The sequence below is a fragment of the Sphingomonas sp. PP-CE-1A-559 genome, from assembly GCF_004340965.1.
In the GTDB taxonomy this organism is placed as follows: Bacteria; Pseudomonadota; Alphaproteobacteria; order Sphingomonadales; family Sphingomonadaceae; genus Sphingomonas.
This window is the reverse complement of the sequence record NZ_SLYA01000001.1, coordinates 455,298-474,486: the sequence shown is the minus strand read 5'-3', so window position 1 is coordinate 474,486 and position 19,189 is coordinate 455,298. Positions and strand designations below refer to the sequence as shown.

Below are 19,189 nucleotides of genomic sequence, written 5' to 3'. Positions count from 1 at the left end.
TCAGGATGACGGGACGTGTTGCTCCCCCAAGGAACCCGAATGACCACCGCCAAGATCTGCGGCCTGTCCACTCCCGCCACGCTCGACACCGCGATCAAGCACGGGGCGAGCCATGTGGGATTCGTGTTCTTCCCCGCTTCGCCGCGCCACGTGACGTTCGCGAAAGCCGCCGAGCTTGCCGCCCGCGTACCGCGGCATGTGGCGAAGGTCGGCGTGTTCGTCGATCCTGAGGACGACATGCTCGAACAGGCGGTCGGCTCGGCCGCGCTCGACGTGCTGCAACTCCACAAGGTGTCTCCGCCACGCGTCGCCGCGATCCGCGCGAAGTTCGGGATCGAGATCTGGGTCGCGGTCGCGGTTCGCACGCGCGGCGATCTCGACGCGGCGCACGGGTTCGTCGGAGTCGCCGACCGCATCCTCTACGACGCGAAGACGCCGGACTCGGCCGCGCTGCCCGGCGGGATGGGCCTGCGGTTCGACTGGGATCTGCTCGACGGCTTCAGGCATCCACTGCCCTGGGCACTCTCGGGCGGGCTCGATCCGGCCAATGTGGCAGAGGCGATCCAGCGGACTTGTGCGGAACTGGTCGACGTGTCGTCGGGCGTGGAAAACGAACCCGGCACCAAGGACGAGGCCAAGATAGCGGCGTTCTTGAGGGCGGTCGACGCGCGCTAGCACCACCCCGGCGAAGGCCGCGGTCCAAGTGGGAACGGCCATTTGGCAAGCGCCGTGCTCCGTTACCGCGACCTTTCCAATTGGGCCCCCGCCTCCGCCGGGGTGGTGCCCGATAGAACGGAAGGGGTGACAGCGATTTACGAAGTGCTAAACGCCCAGTCATGAACGCTCCAACCCTCGCCCCCAACTCCTACCGCGCCCAGCCCGACGAGCGCGGCCATTTCGGCGACTTCGGCGGCCGCTATGTCGCCGAGACGCTGATGCCGCTCGTCCTCGAACTCGACGAGGCCTATCGCGCCGCCAAGGCCGACCCTGCGTTCAAGGCGCAGTTCGACGATTTACTCGAACATTATGTCGGCCGCCCGAGCCCGCTTTATTACGCCGAACGGCTGACCGAAGCGCTGCGCGAGTCCGCTCCGGAAGGCATGGGCGCGCAAGTCTGGTTCAAGCGCGACGAACTCAACCACACCGGCGCGCACAAGATCAACAACTGCATCGGCCAGATCCTGCTCGCGATGCGGATGGGCAAGACGCGGATCATCGCCGAGACCGGCGCGGGCCAGCACGGCGTCGCCACCGCCACGGTCTGCGCGCGCTTTGGCCTGCCGTGCGTGATCTACATGGGCGCGAAGGACGTCGAGCGGCAGGCGCCCAACGTGTTCCGCATGAAGCTGCTCGGCGCCGAAGTCCGCCCCGTGACGAGCGGCGCGCACACGCTGAAGGATGCGATGAACGAGGGCATGCGCGACTGGGTCGCGAACGTCCACGACACCTTCTACATCATCGGCACCGCCGCTGGCCCGCATCCGTATCCGGAGATGGTCCGCGATTTCCAGAGCGTGATCGGCACCGAGGCACGCGCGCAGATGCTGGAGCGGGTCGGTCGCCTCCCCGACATGCTGGTCGCGGCGATCGGTGGCGGCTCGAACGCGATCGGGCTGTTCCATCCGTTCCTCGACGATGCCGACGTGCAGATGCTCGGCGTCGAGGCAGCAGGCCACGGGCTCGACAAGCAGCACGCGGCGAGCCTTGCGGGCGGTTTCCCGGGCGTGCTCCACGGCAACAAGACGTACCTGTTGCAGGACGAGGACGGCCAGATCACCGAGGCGCATTCGATCTCGGCGGGTCTCGATTATCCCGGCATCGGGCCGGAGCATGCCTGGCTGCGCGATATCGGCCGCGTCCAGTATGACAGCGCGACCGACACCGAAGCGCTCGACGCGTTCCAGTTGCTGTGCCGGACCGAGGGCATCATCCCCGCACTCGAACCAAGCCACGCGATTGCGACTGTGACGAAGAAGGCGCGCGAGATGCGGCAGGACCAGATCATCCTCGCCAACCTCTGCGGCCGCGGCGACAAGGATATCTTCACGGTGGCCGAAGCGCTCGGGGTGGCGATATGATCGCACTTCTGCTCCCCTCCCGCCTGCGGGAGGGGTCGGGGGAGGGCCTGTTCGCTCCCCCGACTTTGGATGTGCGGCTATGTCAGCCCCTCCCCCAACCCCTCCCGCAAGCGGGAGGGGAGCTGTGAGCCGCCTCGCCGCCACCTTCGCGCGCACCGCCGCCGCCGGCCGCGCCGCGCTCGTCGCGTTCGTTACTGCGGGCGATCCGACCACCGAGGCGACCGGCCCGATCCTCGACGCGCTCGTCGCGGGCGGCGCGGATGCGATCGAACTCGGCATGCCGTTCACCGATCCCATGGCCGACGGCCCCGCGATCCAGGCCGCGAACATCCGCAGCCTCGCGCAGGGGACCCGCACTGCGGACATCCTCGCCACCGCCACCGCGTTCCGCGCGCGGCATCCGGACGTGCCGCTGGTACTGATGGGTTACGGCAACCCGATGCTCCGGCGCGGCGCGGACTGGTTCGCCGAGGCGGCTGCCAACGCTGGCGTCGACGGCGTGATCTGCGTCGACGTGCCGCCCGAAGAGGACGATACGCTCGGCCCGCAGTTGCGCGCCGCGGGGATCGACCTGATCCGCCTCGCCACGCCCACCACCGACGCCGCCCGCCTGCCGACCGTGCTCGATGGTGCGAGCGGGTTTCTGTATTACGTCTCGGTCGCCGGCATCACCGGGCTCCAGCAGGCGCAGCAATCCTCGATCGAGGATGCCGTCGCCCGCCTGAAGGCACAGACCGACATCCCGATCGCGGTCGGCTTTGGGATCCGCACGCCCGAGCAGGCGGCGAACGTCGCGCGCGTCGCGGACGGCGTCGTCGTCGGTTCGGCGATCGTCGAACTGGTCGCGCAGCACGGTGCCGCTGCGGCCGAGCCGGTCCGCGCCTATATCAAGTCTCTCGCCGATGCCGTCGCGAGCGCAAGGAAAGTAACCGCATGAGCTGGCTCAACAGCGTCCGCAACGTCCTGCCCTTCGTCGCGAAGCGCGAGACGCCCGAGAATCTCTGGCACAAGTGCAAGGGCTGCGGGCAGATGGTCTTCACCAAGGAGCTCGAGGACAACCTCTACGTCTGCCCGAAATGCGACCACCACGACCGCATCGGGCCGAAGATCCGCTTTGCGCAGCTCTTCGACGAGGGTAGCTGTTCGGAACTGCCGGCGCCGAAGGTCCCCGAGGATCCGCTCAAGTTCCGCGACCAGAAGCGCTACACCGATCGCCTCAAGGCGGCACGGACCGACAACAGCGAGCAGGACGCGCTGATCAACGCACGCGGCGCTATCGACGGCCACCGTGTCGTCGTCGGCGTGCAGGATTTCGGCTTCATGGGCGGCTCGATGGGCCTGGCGGTCGGCGAGGCGTTCGTGCGCGGCGTCGAGGCGGCGATCGAGGACCGCGTGCCCTACGTGATCTTCACCGCGAGCGGCGGCGCGCGGATGCAGGAGGGCATCCTCAGCCTGATGCAGATGCCGCGCAGCACGGTTGCGATCCAGATGCTGCATGATGCCGGACTGCCATATATCGTCGTGCTCACCGACCCAACGTCGGGCGGCGTGATGGCGGCCTATGCTATGCTCGGCGACGTCCAGATTGCGGAGCCGAAGGCGACGCTGGCGTTTACCGGTCGCCGCGTGATCGAGAGCACCATCCGCGAGAAGCTGCCCGAGGATTTCCAGACGTCGGAATATTATCTTGAGCATGGGCTGATCGACATGGTCGTCCACCGCAAGGACCTGCGCGAGCAGCTCGGTACGGTGATCGGGTATCTCAGCGCGCGCGAGGCCGCGTAACGAACCTACTCCCTCTCCCCTTCGGGGAGAGGGTCGGGGTGAGGGGCGGCCAAGCAACGCTGCGCCCGGAATTGCCCCTCACCCCAGCCCTCTCCCCGGAGGGGAGAGGGAGCCCAGAAGAATGCCCGACCACGCCGTTTCTTCCTCGCCCGCAGTTCAGGCGCAGCTCGACCGGCTGACCGCGCTGTCACCCGGTGCGGATATTCTCGGACTGGAGCGCATCACCGCGCTCCTGAACCGCCTCGGCGACCCCCACCTCAACCTCCCCCCGGTGTTCCACGTCGCCGGCACCAACGGCAAGGGCTCGACCTGCGCGTTCCTGCGCGCCGCGATCGAGGCTGCCGGGCACAGCGTCCACGTCTATTCCTCGCCGCACCTCGTCCGCTTCAACGAACGCATCCGCCTCGCCGGATCGCTGATCGAAGACGACCTGCTCGCCGCCTTGCTGTCGGAAGTGCTCGACCAAGCCGCCGATCTCCAGGCGAGCTTCTTCGAAGTCACCACCGCCGCCGCATTCCTCGCCTTCGCCCGCACGCCCGCCGCCGCGACGATCGTCGAAGTCGGCCTCGGCGGCAGGCTCGATGCGACCAACGTCATTCCCAACCCGGTCGTTACCGGCATCGCCGCGCTCGGCATCGACCACCAGTCGTTCCTCGGCGACACGCTTTCGGAGATCGCCGGCGAGAAGGCTGGCATCGCCAAGCCTGGCGTGCCGCTCGTTACGATGGACTATCCCAAGGCCCTCCGTGCAAAGATCGCCGCGGTCGCCGATGCCGCCGGCGCACCGGTGTTCGCCCGCGGCACTGCCTGGAGCAGCGAAACCGCGCGATCGACCGTCCGCTACGAGGACACCGGCTTTTCGGTCGTCACCAACCGCCCGCGCCTCGTCGGTGCGCACCAGTCACGCAACCTCGCGCTCGCGATCGCCATGCTCCGTCACCAGGGCGTGCTCCACATTCCCGAAGCCGCGATGCGCGCCGCCGCCGACTGGGCGCACTGGCCCGCGCGGATGCAGCGATTGTCGGATGGCCCGCTGCTCGCGCGATTGCCCGAGGGCAGCGAATTGTGGCTCGACGGCGCCCATAATCCCAACGCCGCGCAACCGGTCGCGCGCGCGCTACGGACGATTGCGAAGGGACGGCCGGTGACACTGATCCTCGGCATGCTCGCGAATAAGGATGCGGACGCCGTGATTCGCATCCTGTCGCCATCGGTCGGCCACGTCATCGCCATCCCCGTCCCCGGCCACGCCCATCACGCGCCCGAGGCACTTGCGACGCTCGCCCGATCGTTCGGAAAGACCGCCGGAACAGCCGCCAAACCCAGTGAAGCGCTCGCCTCGATCGCCGCACAAACCGACCAGCCGCAACTCGTGCTGATCGCCGGTTCGCTCTACCTTGCCGGTGAAGTGCTCGCCGCAAACGACCAACCGCCGGACTGAGTTCTTATTGCTATTGACTATCAATAACCAACAGGCGACGTTGTGGGCACCACCACGGAGTCGCGTGAATGACCGATACCCGCCCCAATTCGACGACCAACTCGACGGCCGCCTCGACACAGACCATCGCCAGCGCGACCTCGCTGCTGCCCCATGCGTTACCGCCTTGTGAAAACGCGCGAATCGCCTTGTTCGCGATGCGGCGCATGGGCGCGCACGGCCTTGCCGACGCCCGTGCGTCGCACACGATGTTCACTGCGTTCGGGCAAGGCTTCCGTCGCCCGCTGGTGCTGCTCAGGGCGCTGATGGCGGACCTTGCCGGCACGTCGGCCGGTACGATCGCGATCGCTCCCTGCTGCTGCGCACGGATGACGCCGGCGGAGTCGGCGATGCTGTCGGTCCTCGCGCGCGTCGAGACCGCGCCCGAGACCGCGCGCTATCTGATGGCCGACCTGCTCGGCGTCCGTCGCATCGACGGCGTCCTCGCCAGCGCCGCCGCGGTCGCAGCAGCCTTCGCCGACGAGGGTCGCCCGATCACGCTTTAGACCGGATCGCCGGCGCGCGCGTCGCCTTCACCCTCGACGCCCGCGCTGCCGATCGAACGGTCGATCATCCCCGACCGGCTCATCCACCAGAACAGGACGATGCCCGGCAGCGCGAGGGCGGTCGTCAGTAGATAGAAATCGACATAGCCGAACGCCTCGATCAGCGCGCCGGCGGTGGTGCCGGTGACGATCCGTCCGACGATGCTTGCTGCTGCCGAGATCAGCGCGAACTGCGCCGCGGTGAAGCGCAGATCGCACAGCGCGGAGAAATACGCGATCACGACGACACCGCCAAAGCCGCTGGAGGCATTCTCGAAGCCGATCGCCGCCGCCATGCCGAGGTTCGAGTGCCCGGCCGCCGCCAGCGCCGCGAACGACAGGTTCGAGACGCCCATCAGCACCAGCGACAGCAGAACCGATCGCTTCATCCCCATCCGCGCGTACAGGATGCCACCGATGAAGATGCCCACCAGATAGGCGATGAAGCCGATCCCGACATCGTAGAACGCGATCTCGTCGCCGGTGAAGCCGAGGTCGTCGAACAGCAACCGCAGCGTCAGATTGGCGAGCGTGTCGCCGACTTTGAAGATCAGGATGAAGGCGAGGACGATGAACGCCCCTTCGCGCGAAAAGAACTGGATGAACGGCCCCCAGATTGCGCGAAAGCCTTCCGCGAGACCGCGACGTTCGATCGGCGGACGGCGGCGTTCGGGCTCGCCCAGCGCCAGGCCGGCCAGGACCGCGGGCAATGCAAAGACAACGCACGCCAGATAGGCCGCGTTCCAGCCGGCGCGTTCGGCGACCACCAGCGCCAACGCACCCGAACCCGCCGAGCCGATCCGCCAGCCATATTGGCTCATTCCCGACCCGACGCCCAACTGGCGCGGTTCGAGCGTCTCGATCCGGAATGCGTCGATCACGACGTCGAAAGTTGCGCCAGCCGCGCCGACGAGGATCGCTGCGGTCGCTGTCGCTGCAATGCTCGCGGCAGGATCGACCAAGGCAAGATTGATCACCGCCGCGACGACAAGCGCGGCGGTCACGATCAGCCACGAAACGCGTTGGCCCAGTCTCCCGATGATCGGAAGCCGGACGCCATCGACCACCCACGCCCACAGGAACTTCAGGTTGTAGACGAGGAATGCGAGACTGAACGCCGTCACCGTCTTCTTGTCGATACCGCTGGCTGCCAGCCGCGTCGTCAGCGTCGCGCCGATCATCGCATACGGAAAGCCTGAGGATATGCCGAGCGCCAATGCTCCCAGCGGCGCCTTCTCCGCATACGGCCGGAAGCCGTCGCTCCAGCGCTTGCCTACGGTTCCGTTCATCGCACTTACGCTCCCCACTCGCTCGCGCGAACCCTAACGGGAAATCGCGAACGCGCTACCCGTCAGGCGATGGAACGTGGGGAAACGTCACGCCGTCCGCGGAAACAACGTGAAGCCAGACGGCACGCGCGTCGGCTTGCCGCCACCGAGCATCGCCTCGATCGCCTCGATCGCGGCGATCAGGTCGCGCGGCATGTACGGCTTGGCCATACAGCCGGCGGCGAGCGTGGTCGCCTCCACTGGGCAGCTCCCCGTCACGAACATCACCGGCACGCCGCGGGCCTGTGCCGCGCGCGCTACGTCGATGCCTGAACCGTCCGCCAGGTTCACGTCGACGAGCACCAGGTCGATCACCGTGTCGCTAGCCAGAATCGGCAAGGCCTCAGCGACCCGGTCGATCGTTGCGACAATCGTGAACTTAGCGTCGGTCAGGAAATATTCGGTATCGAACGCGACCAGCGGTTCGTCTTCGACCACCAAAAGCCGGACGATCTGCCGCTTCTTCTTCCCGAACAACATTGCCGACAGGCCCCCGGACGCGAACGAAAGGTCGTTACGCTCGCGAGTTCTAACGCACCGCCGCACGAACGGTCGCAAATATTTTCGCGCTGAGCGCCGATCCATAGTATCAGCCGCGCCATGACGACTTCAAAAGACGATAACCCGACTGCCAGCCCGTCGATCGACGCGCCCGCAGCCTCCCCCGAAACGCCGGCGGCACCGATCAAGGGCGACCGTATCGCAAAGCTGCTCGCCCGCGCCGGGATCGCCTCGCGCCGCGATATCGAGCGGATGATCGCCGAGGGCCGCGTCGCGCTCAACGGCAGCATTCTCGACACGCCAGCGACGATCCTGCGCAACCTCAACGGCGTGACGGTCGATGGCGACCCGGTCGAGGCTCCGAGTTCGGCTCGGCTGTTCCTGTATCACAAGCCGACCGGGCTGCTCGTCACCGAGCGCGATCCGGCCGGGCGCACGACGATCTACGACCGCCTGCCGCGCGAACTGCCGCGGCTGGTGCCGGTCGGCCGCCTCGATCTCAACACCGAGGGGCTGTTGCTGATGACCACCGATGGCGGCCTCAAGCGCCAACTCGAACTGCCCGCGACGGGTGTCGAGCGTGCCTATCGTGCGCGCGCCTACGGCAACATCACGCAGCCGCAGCTCGAGGAACTGATCGAGGGGATCGAGATCGAAGGCGTCCGCTATGGATCGATCAACGCGAACATCGAGCGTCGGACGGGTGCCAACGTGTGGATCGAGATGATCCTGACCGAGGGCAAGAACCGCGAAGTCCGCCGCGTGCTGGAGCATCTCGGGTTGCAGGTCTCCCGTTTGATCCGGACGCGTTATGGCCCGTTCGTACTCGGCGACCTGCCGCCGGGGCAGATCGGCGAGGTGCTCCAACACGACGTCGTTGCGTTCCAGAAGGAACTCGCGAAGGGGCGCCCCGAGGGTCCGGGCGCGCGTGCGAACATCGGGATCAGCGCGAGTGCCGGTGCGGGTGCCGGGATCGGCGCGCGGTCTAGCCAACGGGGTAGCAATGCGCCGCGGCCTGCTCCGACGGCACGGCCAGCGCCGGGTGCGCGTCCAGTTTCGGGCGCGCGGCCGGCTGCTGGCGTGCGTGCGCCGGTTCGCAGTCCGTATGCGGCGCCTGCAAGCTCGGGCTTTTCGAGCGGCGCGATACCGACCGACCGGCCTTCGCGACCGGCACGTCCGGAGCGGATCCGTCCGACCGCGGCGATGCAGCGCGGCGACGTCAACGATCCCTGGGCGCGGCCTGATGTGCGGAACGCCGCTCGGCCGACGGGAACGCATCACGCCCGGCCGACGAGTGGCGAGACGTCCAAGCCGTATGTGCGGCAGGAGCGTGCGGATCGCGGCGAGGAGTTGAGCACGAGCCCCAAGATCAAGCATTTCCGCGCCGCCAAGCCACCGCGGGAGCGCGCTGCGCCATCGCGCGTCGGCGCGGGCGCTACGGTGCAGCGTCAGGAGCAACCGCGGGGCTTCCGTCCGCAGGCGGACGATTCGCGGGGGCGCAGTTCGCTCGACAAGCGCGCGGCGCGGAGTGCCAGCGGACGTCCGGGTGCCGAGCCGCGGCCCGTGCGATCGGAGGGTCCGGCGCGGCCTGAACGAGGCAGTCGTCCTGCGGCACCGGGCAAGGGTCCGTCGGGAGGGCGCGGTCATCCGCCCCGTGCACCACGTGGAGGGAAGCGCTGATGCGGATCATCGCAGGACTGTACCGCGGCCGTCAGATCGCCGCACCGAAGGGTGACACCACCCGTCCCACCGCCGACCGGATGCGCGAGACGTTGTTCTCGATGCTGACCAGTCGCGTCGGAAGCTTCGAGGGGTTGGCGGTTGCCGATCTGTTCGCAGGCTCGGGCGCGCTCGGCATCGAGGCGCTCTCGCGGGGTGCCGCGACGTGCATGTTCGTCGAATCGGACAAGCTGGCGGTCGACGCGCTGAAGGCCAACCTTGCCAAGCTGGAGATCCGCGGTGATGTCCGCGCAACGTCGGTGATGGCGCTCGGGCCCGCTCCGGCGCCGCTCGACGTGATCCTGATGGATCCGCCCTACAACACCGGCGCCGGACTGGTCGCGCTCGACAAGCTGTCGCGACTGGGTTGGGTCGGGCCGGCGACGTGGATCAGCCTGGAGACGGCAAAGGCCGAGGTCGTCGAACTCGCCGGCTTCGAGGTCGATGCCACGCGCGTGCACGGCAAGGCGCGGCTGACGCTCCTGCGGCCAGTGCCCGCATAATAGCGTGCTCTCCCGCCGAGGCGGGAGAGCATTCTACCTGTCGGTCGTGCGGCCGAGGATCAGCAGCCCGCCAAGGCTCAGCACCCCGGCCGCCATCAGATACCCGCCGACCAGCCACAACCCATGCGGCGCCAGTGCCTCCGCGACGATCGGCGCCAGCGCACCACCGAGCACGCCGCCAAGGTTGAACGTCATCGACACGCCGGTGTAGCGCACCCCCGCCGGAAACAGGCTCGGCAGCCAACCGCCCAGCGGCCCGTACGCGAACCCCATCACGAACAGCGCGCCCGACAACCACAGCCACACCGTGAACAGCGATCCCGAGCCCAGCATCGGCCCCATCAGTGCGCCGACGCCGATGCAGCCGGCAAACCCGATTGCGAGCATCCGTGCTGCTGAATGCCGGTCCGCCAGCACGCTCGCGACGATCACGCCGCCTGCCAAGAACCAGATCGCGACCAGTTCGACCGAAAGGAATGCCTCGCGCGAATAGCCGAGCGTCTTCGTGCCGTAGCCAAGTGCGAAGGCGGTCGCGAGGTAGAACAGCGCGAAGCACGCGATGACGCCGAACGTGCCCGCCAGCGTCGCACGAAGATGCTGTGTGAGAAGCGTCGCGATCGGCACCTTAGGAAGCGCCTCGGTAGCCTCCGCTTCCAGGAAGGCGGGCGTCTCGGTCAGCTTGAGCCGCACCCAAAGGCCAAGCCCGACCAGGATCGCGCTGAGCAGGAACGGGATGCGCCAGCCCCAGGCGATGAACTGCGCTTCGTCGAGCACGAGCCCAATGACCAGGAACAGTCCGTTGGCGGCGAGGAAGCCGACCGGGGCACCAAGCGGCGGAAACATGCCCCAGGTGTTCTTGCGGTGCGGCGGCGCGTTCTCGACCGCCAGCAACGCCGCCCCGCCCCATTCGCCGCCAAGCCCGAGCCCCTGCCCGAGACGCATGAGGCACAGCAGCGCCGGAGCGATCCAGCCGACCTGCGCATAAGTGGGGAGGAACGCGATGCCGACGGTCGATCCGCCCATCAACAACAGCGATGCGACGAGGGTGGACTTGCGCCCGATCCGGTCGCCGAAATGCCCGAACACGATCGCGCCGACCGGGCGTGCAACGAAGGCCAGGCCGAACGTCGCATAGCTTAGGAGCAACTGCGCAGACGCGGACTGGCCCGAAAAGAACAGCGGCCCGAACACCAGCGCCGCGGCGGTCGCGTAGATGTAGAAATCGTAGAACTCGACCGCGGTGCCGACCAGGCTGGCGGCGAGGATGCGGCGGTGGGAGGCTAGCGTCGTCATGGACACGGTCTCGCCGCGGTCGTCCTCGGGGTCAACCGATTGCCACTGCTAATCCTCCCCCGCCAGGGGGAGGTGGCCCGTAGCGACGGAGGGGGAGGACACGCAACCGAGGTTAGCCTTTCCTCCCCCTCCGTCTGGCAAGCGCCAGCCACCTCCCCCTTGCGGGGGAGGATCAGACTGGGAGGACGATCCGCGCGACAAGGCCGGGGGCGTTGTCGGCGAGTTCGAAGTGGCCATCGTGGAGCCGCGCCACCGCCTCGATCAGCGCCATGCCGAGGCCCGCACCGGGGGTGGACCGCGCACTGTCGAGGCGGCCGAAGCGCTTCAACGCCTGTGCACGGTCGGAGGCGGCGATGCCGGGGCCGCGGTCCTCGACCTGGATCGCGACGCCGTCGGTGCGGTGGACGATCCGCAGCGTCACTTCGCCTCCCCCGGCGCCGTGGCGGAGCGCGTTGTCAATCAGGTTGGTGATCGCTTGGCTTATCAACTCGCGGTGGAGTTTCATCGGCGGCGGGCGGTCGTCGATCGCGATCGTGAAGACGAGCCCGGCGTCCTCCGCCACCGGCGCGTAGAGTTCGCCGATCTCCTCCAGTAGGTTCGCAGGCGAGACCTCGATGAAGCGATCGCGCGAGACCGAGCCGGAGCGGCTGATCTCGATCACCATCGTCAGCATCCGCATCACCAGGTCGGTTTCGACCAGGAGACCGCCCAGCGCCGCTTCCCGAGCGTCGGGATCGGCGATCAGGACCGCCTGCTCGGTCTTGGTGCGCAAGCGCGCAAGCGGCGAGCGGAGGTCGTGTGCGAGGCTGTCGGTGACGATCCGCAGTTCGGCCATCACGCCTTCGAGCTTGCCCAGCATGACGTTGAGCCGTGCGGCAAGGCGGTCGAACGCATCGCCGCCGCCCGCGATCATGTCGACCCGGCGCGACAGATCGCCCTCGCCGGCCGCCTCGATCGCCTTGGCGATGCCGTCGAGCCGGCGGCTGACGTAGCGCGTGAGGACTAACCCTCCGACCACACCGAGCGCCAGCGACAGGAACACGGCAACCGCGAGTGCGCGTTCGATCGCGCGTTCCTCCGCGGCGATCAGGTCGAGATTGCGGCCGGTCAGGAGCCAGTAGCTGCCGAGCGGGTGGAGCGCGTACCCGGTCTCGCGCGCCGACCAGAGTTCGTCGGCGCCGAGTCGCGCGATCCGGAACTGCGTGATGCGAAGCGGGACCGCGAGCCGTTCGGGCGCGATGCCAACGACTGCCCTGCCCTTCGGGTCGACCACCGCAAGCACGAGCGAAACGTCGCCAGGGACGACTGCACTGTCGATCGCTTGGCGGATCGCGGGGAGGCCACCGTTACGCCAGACCGCGCGCAGGGCTTCGGATTGTTCGGTGGTCTCGCGCCGGATTGCGTCGATCGCGTCCGCGCTGGTGGTCTTCCAGACGAAGCCGACCAGCGCGAGATTGGAGATCAGCGCCAGCGCGATTGAGAGCAGCGCAATTCGGGCTGTTACCGAAAGGCGAATCACCCTTCTACGGCGAGCCGATAGCCTGCGCCGCGGACCGTGTGGAGGATCGGCGTCGGGAAGCCTTCCTCAAGCTTGCGGCGGAGACGACCGATATGGACGTCGACCACGTTCGAGCCCGGGTCGAAGTGATAGTTCCAGATCTTCTCGAGCATCATCGTACGCGTCACGACCTGTCCGGCATGCCGGGCGAGGAACTCGAGCAGGTTGAACTCGCGGGCGCCGAGCGGGATCGAACGACCGGCGCGGGAGACGGCGCGGGCAAGCAGGTCGATTTCAAGGTCACCGACGGAGAGCTTGGTCTTCTGCGGCTCCGTCGCGGCACGGTCGGAGCGGCGCAGCATGGCCTCGATCCGTGCGGACAGTTCGGCGAACGAGAAGGGCTTGCACAGATAGTCGTCGGCGCCGGCCTTTAGCCCATCGACGCGGTCGTCGACGGCGGCGAGTGCCGACAGGATCAGGACCGGCGTGGCGATACCCGCGGCGCGAATCGCGCTGACCATCGACAGCCCGTCGAGACCCGGCAGCATGCGATCCGCGATGATGAGATCGAAGATGCCCTCGCTTGCCAGGAACAGGCCGTCGCGGCCGTCTGCGCAGGCTTCGATTGCATGGCCGGCCTCAGCCAGGCCCTTGGCAAGATAGGCGGATGTCGAGGCGTCGTCCTCGACGATCAGGATCTTGCGGCTCAACGCGGTATCACCTTCCCTGCCACCGATTTCGGTCACCATCTCCTGCCCTTATAAACGGAAAGGCCGGCGGAAAGAACCCTTCCCGCCGGCCCCCACGGTACCCCCGGGAGTGACGGGCACCGATCTCTGGAAACTCATGCGACCGTTGCTGGCCACGTGTTCGTTCTAGGATCGGGCGGGGGTCAGGGCGATGACCGAGGGGTGACAATTTCGTCATGTTGATGGTTGTTCGATAAAGCACTTCAAGACGCGGACACTATGCCCCCCCGTCATCCCGGCGAACGCCGGGACCCATGGTTGCGGATTGGGTGGTGGTCACACGCCATCGCATGGTCCGCCGTATCCGTGGGTCCCGGCGTTCGCCGGGATGACGGGGGGGGGGTGCGACTAATCCATGCGCGATCCGCCACACCCGGTGTCATGTCCCCCCGGGGGGTACCTTTACTTCTGGCCTAGAATCGCAGCGATCGCCGAGCCCACGTGCGCAATGTCGGCCATGCCGTCGACGCGGTGGACCAGGCCTCGTGCGTCGTAGATCGGCAGGATCGGTGCCGTCTTCGCGCGGTATTCGGCCATGCGGTTGTGAACCGTTTCCGCGTTGTCATCGGGACGGCGCTTGAACTCCGTCGAGCCACAGACGTCGCAGACGCCTGCCACGACCGGCTTCTTGTAGCGATCGTGATAGCCCGTGCCGCACTTGGCGCAGGTGTAGCGGCCGACGACGCGGTCGATCAACGCGGCCTCGTCGACGCCGAGTTCGATGACGTAGTCGAGCGTGCGACCACGATCGGCCAGCAGACCGTCCAGCGCTTCCGCCTGCGCCGCAGTTCGCGGATAGCCGTCGAAGATGACGCCGTTCGCCGTGTCCGGCTGGTCGAGGCGCTCACCGATGATGCCCGACACGATCTCGTCCGAGACGAGACCACCGGATTCCATCACGGACTTCGCCTGGAGGCCAACCGGCGTTCCGGCGGCGACCGCTGCGCGCAGCATGTCGCCGGTCGAAAGCTGCACCATGCCGCGCTCGCTGACGAGCGTGGCGGCTTGCGTGCCCTTGCCCGCGCCGGGCGGTCCAAGAAGGATGATATTCACGAAACGCACTCCCCTCGTTCGTGCAGGAATTAAACCGGGTTAGCCCCGCAACTTAACGAAGTCGATTGCCCTTGAGCTTCGCCTTCTTGATCAGGTCGCCATACTGGTGCGCCAACAGGTGCGACTGGATCTGTGTCACCGTGTCCATCGTCACGTTGACGACGATCAGCAAGCTGGTGCCACCAAGGTAGAACGGGATCTGCAACGCGGTCACCAGATATTCCGGCAAAAGGCAGATGATCGTCAGATACGCCGCACCGATCACAGTGATGCGCGTCAGCACGTAATCGAAGTAATTCTCGGTATTCTTGCCCGGGCGGATGCCGGGAATGAACCCGCCATTGCGCTTCAGATTGTCGGCGGTTTCCTCGGGGTTGAAGACGACCGCGGTGTAGAAGAACGAGAAGAAGATGATGCCGGCGCCGTACAGCAGCATGTACACAGGGCTGCCGTGCTGCAGATACTGGTTGAGCGTGATGATGAAGTCACCCCACTTCGACTCACCGGCAACGCGCTGGCCGGCGAACTGCGAGATCGTCAGCGGCATCAGCAGCAGCGACGAGGCGAAGATCGGCGGGATGACGCCGGCAGTGTTGATCTTGAGCGGCAGATGGCTGCGATCGGCCTGCATGCCGCGCTGCGTCTGACGCTTGGGATACTGGATCAGGATGCGGCGCTGCGCGCGCTCCATGAAGCAGATGAAGAGGATCAGCACGACCACCGCGACGACGATGCCGATCAGCTTGATCGGGTCGAGCGAGCCCGAGCGACCACCTTCGAGCAGGTTGACCAGCGTGACAGGGAGATGGGCGACGATGCCGGCCATGATGATCAGCGAGACGCCGTTGCCGATGCCGCGGCTGGTGATCTGCTCGCCGAGCCACATCAGGAACATCGTACCGCCGATCAGCGAGATCACCGCGGCGACGCGGAACATCATGCCGGGCTCGATGACCGCCTGGATGCCCTGAGCGGCGCCGAGCGTCTCAAGGCCGACGGCGATGAAATAGCCCTGCACCGCGGTCAGGCCGACGGTGCCGTAGCGCGTGTATTGGTTGAGCCGCTTGCGACCCGATTCGCCGTCCTTCTTGATGGCGGCGAGCGTTGGCGACAGCGAGGTCGCGAGCTGCACCACGATCGAGGCGGTGATGTAGGGCATCACGCCGAGCGCGATCAGCGACATGCGGCTGAGCGAGCCACCCGAGAAGGTGTTGAAAAAGTCGAGCACGCCACCCTGGGTCTGCTGCGAGAGCAGGCCGAGCGCGGTCGGGTCGACACCCGGCAGCGGGACATAGCTGAGCAGGCGGAAAATGATCAGCGCACCGATCGTGAACCACAACCGCTTCTTGAGGTCGGTCGCCTTCGCGAATTTCGAAAGGCTGATGCTTTGCGCCATCTGGTCGGCTGCGGATGCCATGCGTGTGATCGTCCTGGAAACAAAGAAGGCGGGATGCGTTGTGACCGCCCCCGCCGCTCATATAGGCGCACGAGCGCGCTTGTCTAATGGCTAAGGCTACTTCCGGTCGCCCCATGCCCCGTTCGTCCTGAGCGAAGTCGAAGGACATTGCCCCAAGTGACGTACCCTTCGACTTCGCTCAGGGCGAACGGAGGAAGGGAAGTCCCTGAACGGGAACAGATCGGAAGTAGGCGACGGCAGACGCCAAGTCAGGCAAATAAAAAGGGGGCCGGCGCTTTCGCACCCGCCCCCTTTGTTCGGCTTAAGCCTTGAACGACGCCTTGTGCGCCGCACGCTCCTTGTACTTCACGCCCTTCTTGGCGGCAGCCTTCTCGGCTGCGGGGACGAAGTGGATCACCTCGACCTTGCCGCCGATCTTCTCGACCGCTTCGATCGCGCCCTTCGACGCGCCGTCGACGGTGAACGAGAGGACCGTGGTCAGCTCGCCCTTGGCGAGGAGGCGGACGCCGTCCTTGCCGCCACGTGCCAGGCCAGCGGCCTTCAGCGCGTCGTGGTCGAGCGTGGCGTTCGCCTCGATCTTGCCGGCATCGACCGCGAGCTGGATCGCGCCGAGGTTGACCTCTGCGAAGTCCTTGCGGAAGATGTTGTTGAAGCCGCGCTTAGGCAGACGCATGTGCAGTGGCATCTGGCCGCCTTCGAAGCCGGCGATGGACACGCCCTCGCGGCTCTTCTGGCCCTTCTGGCCGCGGCCTGCGGTCTTGCCCTTGCCCGAGCCGATGCCGCGTCCGACGCGCATCTTGGACTTACGGGCACCTTCGTTATCGCGGAGTTCGTTGAGCTTCATGGTAATGCACTCGCTTTCGCTTGTTACGCGCTGGTTAAAAACCGGGTTGAAAACTGGAATAAGAAAGGGGGCCGTTAGCCCCCTTCCCCGTATTTGTCACTAGGTAGCGTGAAGACTCAGCCTTCGACCGACACCATGTGCTGCACCTTGCGGATCATGCCGCGGACCTCTGGGCTGTCTTCCAGCTCGCGGGTCTTGTGCATCTTGTTGAGACCGAGACCGATCAGCGTTGCGCGCTGGTCCTTCTCGCGGCGGATCGGCGAACCGGTCTGCGTGATCTTGATGGTTGCCATGATCGCTTACTCCGTGATCGCAGCTGCATCGGCCTCGGCGGTCTTAGACCCACCATGGCCGAGCAGGTCGGCGATCTTCTTGCCGCGACGCTGTGCGACGGCCTTGGGCGAGGTCTGCTCGCCAAGGGCCTCGAACGTGGCGCGGATCATGTTGTAGGGGTTCGACGTGCCGACCGACTTGGTCACAACGTCCGCAACGCCCAGCGATTCGAAGACTGCGCGCATCGGGCCACCGGCGATGATGCCCGTACCCTGAGGCGCAGACCGCAGCGTGACCTTGCCGGCACCGAAGTGACCGTTGCCGTCATGATGCAGCGTGCGACCGTCCTTCAACGGAACGCGAACCATCTTCTTCTTGGCAGCAGCCGTCGCCTTCGAGATGGCTTCCGGCACTTCGCGTGCCTTGCCATGACCGAAGCCTGCACGACCCTTGCCGTCGCCGACGACGACGAGAGCCGCGAAGCCGAAGCGCTTACCGCCCTTGACCGTCTTCGAGACGCGGTTGATGTGCACCAGCTTCTCGATCAGCTCTTCGCCGCCATCGTCCGCACCGGGACGACCGCCACGATTGTCGCGACCGCGACCGCCGTCGCGACCACCGCGGTTGCCGCCTGGGCCACCGCTGCGGTTGCCGCCGGGGCCACCACGACCACCGCCGCCGCCGCCGCCGCCACCGGGACCGCCGCGACCGCGACCGCCACCGTTGTTGCCCTGGTAGCCAGTGCTCTGCGGGACATTCTGGGCCGTGACGTCCTGTGCGGTCGTCTCGGGAGCGATTACTGCCGGCGTGTTGTTTTCGTCAGCCATGTCTTAGAACTCCAATCCGGCTTCGCGCGCGGCATCGGCAAGAGCCTTCACGCGACCGTGGTAGAGGAAGCCGCCGCGATCGAACACGACCTGGGTCACGCCCGCTGCCTTGGCAGCCTCGGCGACGCGCTTGCCGACCGAAGTCGCCGCGTCGATGTTGGCGCCGGACGTGCCGCGCACGTCCTTCTCCACCGTCGAGGCCGATGCGACCGTCGTGCCGGCGGCATCGTCGATCACCTGGGCATAGATGTGCTTGCCCGAGCGATGCACCGACAACCGCGGACGGGTACCTGCACGTGCGCGGAGCGCGGTACGGTTGCGGCGACGCCGCTTGGCGAAAAGAGAAAGTCCCTTGGTCATTACTTCTTCTTCCCTTCCTTGCGGAAGATGAACTCGCCGTCGTACTTGATACCCTTGCCCTTGTAAGGCTCAGGCTTGCGCCACTGACGAATTTCCGCGGCCAGCTGACCGACCATCTGCTTGTCCGAACCCGAGATCTCGATCGTCGTGTTGTCGGGGGTCTTGACTTCGATCCCCTCCGGCACGTCGATGTTGACGTCGTGGCTGTAGCCAAGCTGCAGCTTGAGGTTGCGACCCTGCGCTGCGGCACGATAGCCGACGCCGGTGATCAGCAGCTTCTTGGTGAAGCCTTCCGACACGCCGGTGACCAGGTTCTGCACCATGGTCCGCTGCATGCCCCAGAACGCGCGAGCGCGCTTGGTGTCGTTGGCCGGCTGCACCGAAATGCCGCCGTCTTCGATCGTGTAGCTGATCTCGTCGCGAAGCGGCATCTTGAGGGTACCCTTGGGGCCCTTCATGGTCAGCTGCTTGTTCTCGATGGTCGGCGTGATGCCTGCCGGTACGGTGACCGGCTTCTTACCAATGCGGCTCATCAGAACACCTCCGCGAGGACTTCGCCGCCGACGTTCTGCTCGCGTGCTTCGGAATCCGACAGCACGCCCCGGGGCGTCGAGACGATGGTGATGCCGAGGCCGTTACGGACGCGCGGGAGTTCCTGCGAGCCGGAATAGACGCGACGGCCGGGCTTCGAGACGCGTGCGACATGCTTGATCGCAGGCTGGCCCTCGAAATACTTCAGCTCGATGCGAAGGCCGGCCGCGGGGCCCATCTGCTCTTCGCTATAGCCACGGATATAGCCTTCGCGCTGCAGAACGTCGAGCACGCGGACGCGCAGCTTCGACGCCGGCGTGAGGACGGAGTCCTTCTTCGCGCGCTGGCCATTACGGATACGGGTGAGCAAATCACCCAGGGGATCGGTCACTGCCATGATTTAGT

At 66.6% G+C, this 19,189-nt stretch carries 21 protein-coding genes; 8 read left to right on the top strand and 13 right to left on the bottom strand.

The window, feature by feature from the left end:
• Window positions 1-39 precede the first annotated feature (39 nt).
• The 6 genes from C8J42_RS02095 to C8J42_RS02070 all read left to right on the top strand — a co-directional run bounded on the left by C8J42_RS02095 (window position 40) and on the right by C8J42_RS02070 (window position 5,849).
• A complete protein-coding gene (locus tag C8J42_RS02095; RefSeq protein WP_133018731.1) occupies window positions 40-675 on the top strand; it encodes a phosphoribosylanthranilate isomerase in 636 nt (211 codons plus the stop codon).
• A 161-nt stretch (window positions 676-836) separates the two neighbouring features.
• Entirely contained in the window at window positions 837-2,078 is a 1,242-nt protein-coding gene (gene trpB / locus C8J42_RS02090) for a tryptophan synthase subunit beta (protein ID WP_056486842.1), read from the top strand.
• A gap of 124 nt (window positions 2,079-2,202) precedes the next feature.
• A complete protein-coding gene (gene trpA / locus C8J42_RS02085; protein WP_207897046.1) occupies window positions 2,203-3,015 on the top strand; it encodes a tryptophan synthase subunit alpha in 813 nt (270 codons plus the stop codon).
• The gene (gene accD / locus C8J42_RS02080) at window positions 3,012-3,863 is read left to right on the top strand and encodes an acetyl-CoA carboxylase, carboxyltransferase subunit beta (protein WP_056060473.1); all 852 of its coding nucleotides are present in this window, start codon (window positions 3,012-3,014) and stop codon (window positions 3,861-3,863) included. Before trpA ends, accD begins: the two co-directional genes overlap by 4 nt.
• 121 nt (window positions 3,864-3,984) lie before the next feature.
• On the top strand, window positions 3,985-5,304 hold the full coding sequence (locus C8J42_RS02075) for a folylpolyglutamate synthase/dihydrofolate synthase family protein (protein WP_133018729.1): 1,320 nt from the start codon (window positions 3,985-3,987) through the stop codon (window positions 5,302-5,304).
• Between the two features lie 68 nt (window positions 5,305-5,372).
• Window positions 5,373-5,849, top strand: a complete 477-nt coding sequence (locus tag C8J42_RS02070) for a DUF6628 family protein (RefSeq protein ID WP_056060481.1) — start codon at window positions 5,373-5,375, stop codon at window positions 5,847-5,849.
• On the opposite strand, the gene C8J42_RS02065 is transcribed toward C8J42_RS02070, so the two are convergent.
• Both C8J42_RS02065 and C8J42_RS02060 read right to left on the bottom strand, forming a co-directional pair.
• A complete protein-coding gene (locus C8J42_RS02065; RefSeq protein ID WP_133018728.1) occupies window positions 5,846-7,177 on the bottom strand; it encodes an MFS transporter in 1,332 nt (443 codons plus the stop codon). The two genes, C8J42_RS02070 and C8J42_RS02065, sit on opposite strands and share 4 nt — an antisense overlap.
• Before the next feature lie 87 nt (window positions 7,178-7,264).
• On the bottom strand, window positions 7,265-7,696 hold the full coding sequence (locus tag C8J42_RS02060; RefSeq protein ID WP_056060487.1) for a response regulator: 432 nt from the start codon (window positions 7,694-7,696) through the stop codon (window positions 7,265-7,267).
• Window positions 7,697-7,816: 120 nt separating this feature from the next.
• Here C8J42_RS02060 and C8J42_RS02055 point away from each other — a divergent pair, with 120 nt between their 5' ends.
• Together C8J42_RS02055 and rsmD are read left to right on the top strand one after the other, a co-directional pair.
• The gene (locus C8J42_RS02055; protein ID WP_133018727.1) at window positions 7,817-9,397 is read left to right on the top strand and encodes a pseudouridine synthase; all 1,581 of its coding nucleotides are present in this window, start codon (window positions 7,817-7,819) and stop codon (window positions 9,395-9,397) included.
• Complete coding sequence (gene rsmD, locus C8J42_RS02050; protein ID WP_133018726.1) at window positions 9,397-9,939, top strand: 16S rRNA (guanine(966)-N(2))-methyltransferase RsmD; 543 nt, start codon at window positions 9,397-9,399, stop codon at window positions 9,937-9,939. The genes C8J42_RS02055 and rsmD overlap by 1 nt, the downstream gene beginning before the upstream one ends.
• A gap of 33 nt (window positions 9,940-9,972) precedes the next feature.
• On the opposite strand, the gene C8J42_RS02045 is transcribed toward rsmD, so the two are convergent.
• The 11 genes from C8J42_RS02045 to rpsH all read right to left on the bottom strand — a co-directional run bounded on the left by C8J42_RS02045 (window position 9,973) and on the right by rpsH (window position 19,181).
• Window positions 9,973-11,232, bottom strand: coding sequence for an MFS transporter (locus tag C8J42_RS02045; protein WP_133018725.1), 1,260 nt, complete (start codon window positions 11,230-11,232; stop codon window positions 9,973-9,975).
• A gap of 172 nt (window positions 11,233-11,404) precedes the next feature.
• Entirely contained in the window at window positions 11,405-12,751 is a 1,347-nt protein-coding gene (locus C8J42_RS02040) for a HAMP domain-containing sensor histidine kinase (RefSeq protein ID WP_056486867.1), read from the bottom strand.
• Window positions 12,748-13,440, bottom strand: coding sequence for a response regulator transcription factor (locus tag C8J42_RS02035; RefSeq protein WP_056050249.1), 693 nt, complete (start codon window positions 13,438-13,440; stop codon window positions 12,748-12,750). Before C8J42_RS02035 ends, C8J42_RS02040 begins: the two co-directional genes overlap by 4 nt.
• Window positions 13,441-13,881: 441 nt before the next feature.
• Complete coding sequence (locus C8J42_RS02030) at window positions 13,882-14,532, bottom strand: adenylate kinase (protein ID WP_133018724.1); 651 nt, start codon at window positions 14,530-14,532, stop codon at window positions 13,882-13,884.
• A gap of 52 nt (window positions 14,533-14,584) precedes the next feature.
• On the bottom strand, window positions 14,585-15,949 hold the full coding sequence (gene secY, locus C8J42_RS02025; RefSeq protein ID WP_055872627.1) for a preprotein translocase subunit SecY: 1,365 nt from the start codon (window positions 15,947-15,949) through the stop codon (window positions 14,585-14,587).
• A 301-nt stretch (window positions 15,950-16,250) separates the two neighbouring features.
• The gene (gene rplO / locus C8J42_RS02020) at window positions 16,251-16,793 is read right to left on the bottom strand and encodes a 50S ribosomal protein L15 (RefSeq protein WP_056047631.1); all 543 of its coding nucleotides are present in this window, start codon (window positions 16,791-16,793) and stop codon (window positions 16,251-16,253) included.
• Window positions 16,794-16,909: 116 nt separating this feature from the next.
• On the bottom strand, window positions 16,910-17,086 hold the full coding sequence (gene rpmD / locus C8J42_RS02015) for a 50S ribosomal protein L30 (protein ID WP_055872633.1): 177 nt from the start codon (window positions 17,084-17,086) through the stop codon (window positions 16,910-16,912).
• Window positions 17,087-17,092: 6 nt separating this feature from the next.
• The gene (rpsE, locus tag C8J42_RS02010) at window positions 17,093-17,893 is read right to left on the bottom strand and encodes a 30S ribosomal protein S5 (RefSeq protein WP_121903509.1); all 801 of its coding nucleotides are present in this window, start codon (window positions 17,891-17,893) and stop codon (window positions 17,093-17,095) included.
• Window positions 17,894-17,896: 3 nt separating this feature from the next.
• On the bottom strand, window positions 17,897-18,253 hold the full coding sequence (gene rplR, locus C8J42_RS02005; RefSeq protein ID WP_133018723.1) for a 50S ribosomal protein L18: 357 nt from the start codon (window positions 18,251-18,253) through the stop codon (window positions 17,897-17,899).
• Window positions 18,253-18,786 carry a 50S ribosomal protein L6 gene (gene rplF / locus C8J42_RS02000; RefSeq protein WP_056047628.1) on the bottom strand — a complete coding sequence of 178 codons (534 nt, stop codon included), beginning with the start codon at window positions 18,784-18,786 and terminating at the stop codon, window positions 18,253-18,255. The genes rplR and rplF overlap by 1 nt, the downstream gene beginning before the upstream one ends.
• Entirely contained in the window at window positions 18,786-19,181 is a 396-nt protein-coding gene (rpsH, locus tag C8J42_RS01995; RefSeq protein WP_031393751.1) for a 30S ribosomal protein S8, read from the bottom strand. The genes rplF and rpsH overlap by 1 nt, the downstream gene beginning before the upstream one ends.
• Window positions 19,182-19,189 lie beyond the last annotated feature (8 nt).

Bases quoted from the DNA above. Each gene is read 5' to 3' on its own strand.
- C8J42_RS02095 (WP_133018731.1), top strand. From the start codon at position 40: ATGACCACCGCCAAGATCTGCGGCCTGTCCACTCCCGCCACGCTCGAC.
- accD (WP_056060473.1), top strand. From the start codon at position 3,012: ATGAGCTGGCTCAACAGCGTCCGCAACGTCCTGCCCTTCGTCGCGAAG.
- rplO (WP_056047631.1), bottom strand. From the start codon at position 16,793: ATGAAGCTCAACGAACTCCGCGATAACGAAGGTGCCCGTAAGTCCAAG.
- rsmD (WP_133018726.1), top strand. From the start codon at position 9,397: ATGCGGATCATCGCAGGACTGTACCGCGGCCGTCAGATCGCCGCACCG.
- rplR (WP_133018723.1), bottom strand. From the start codon at position 18,253: ATGACCAAGGGACTTTCTCTTTTCGCCAAGCGGCGTCGCCGCAACCGT.
- C8J42_RS02075 (WP_133018729.1), top strand. From the start codon at position 3,985: ATGCCCGACCACGCCGTTTCTTCCTCGCCCGCAGTTCAGGCGCAGCTC.
- C8J42_RS02070 (WP_056060481.1), top strand. From the start codon at position 5,373: ATGACCGATACCCGCCCCAATTCGACGACCAACTCGACGGCCGCCTCG.
- secY (WP_055872627.1), bottom strand. From the start codon at position 15,949: ATGGCATCCGCAGCCGACCAGATGGCGCAAAGCATCAGCCTTTCGAAA.
- trpB (WP_056486842.1), top strand. From the start codon at position 837: ATGAACGCTCCAACCCTCGCCCCCAACTCCTACCGCGCCCAGCCCGAC.
- rpsE (WP_121903509.1), bottom strand. From the start codon at position 17,893: ATGGCTGACGAAAACAACACGCCGGCAGTAATCGCTCCCGAGACGACC.
- rpsH (WP_031393751.1), bottom strand. From the start codon at position 19,181: ATGGCAGTGACCGATCCCCTGGGTGATTTGCTCACCCGTATCCGTAAT.
- C8J42_RS02065 (WP_133018728.1), bottom strand. From the start codon at position 7,177: ATGAACGGAACCGTAGGCAAGCGCTGGAGCGACGGCTTCCGGCCGTAT.
- rplF (WP_056047628.1), bottom strand. From the start codon at position 18,786: ATGAGCCGCATTGGTAAGAAGCCGGTCACCGTACCGGCAGGCATCACG.
- C8J42_RS02045 (WP_133018725.1), bottom strand. From the start codon at position 11,232: ATGACGACGCTAGCCTCCCACCGCCGCATCCTCGCCGCCAGCCTGGTC.
- C8J42_RS02055 (WP_133018727.1), top strand. From the start codon at position 7,817: ATGACGACTTCAAAAGACGATAACCCGACTGCCAGCCCGTCGATCGAC.
- rpmD (WP_055872633.1), bottom strand. From the start codon at position 17,086: ATGGCAACCATCAAGATCACGCAGACCGGTTCGCCGATCCGCCGCGAG.
- C8J42_RS02060 (WP_056060487.1), bottom strand. From the start codon at position 7,696: ATGTTGTTCGGGAAGAAGAAGCGGCAGATCGTCCGGCTTTTGGTGGTC.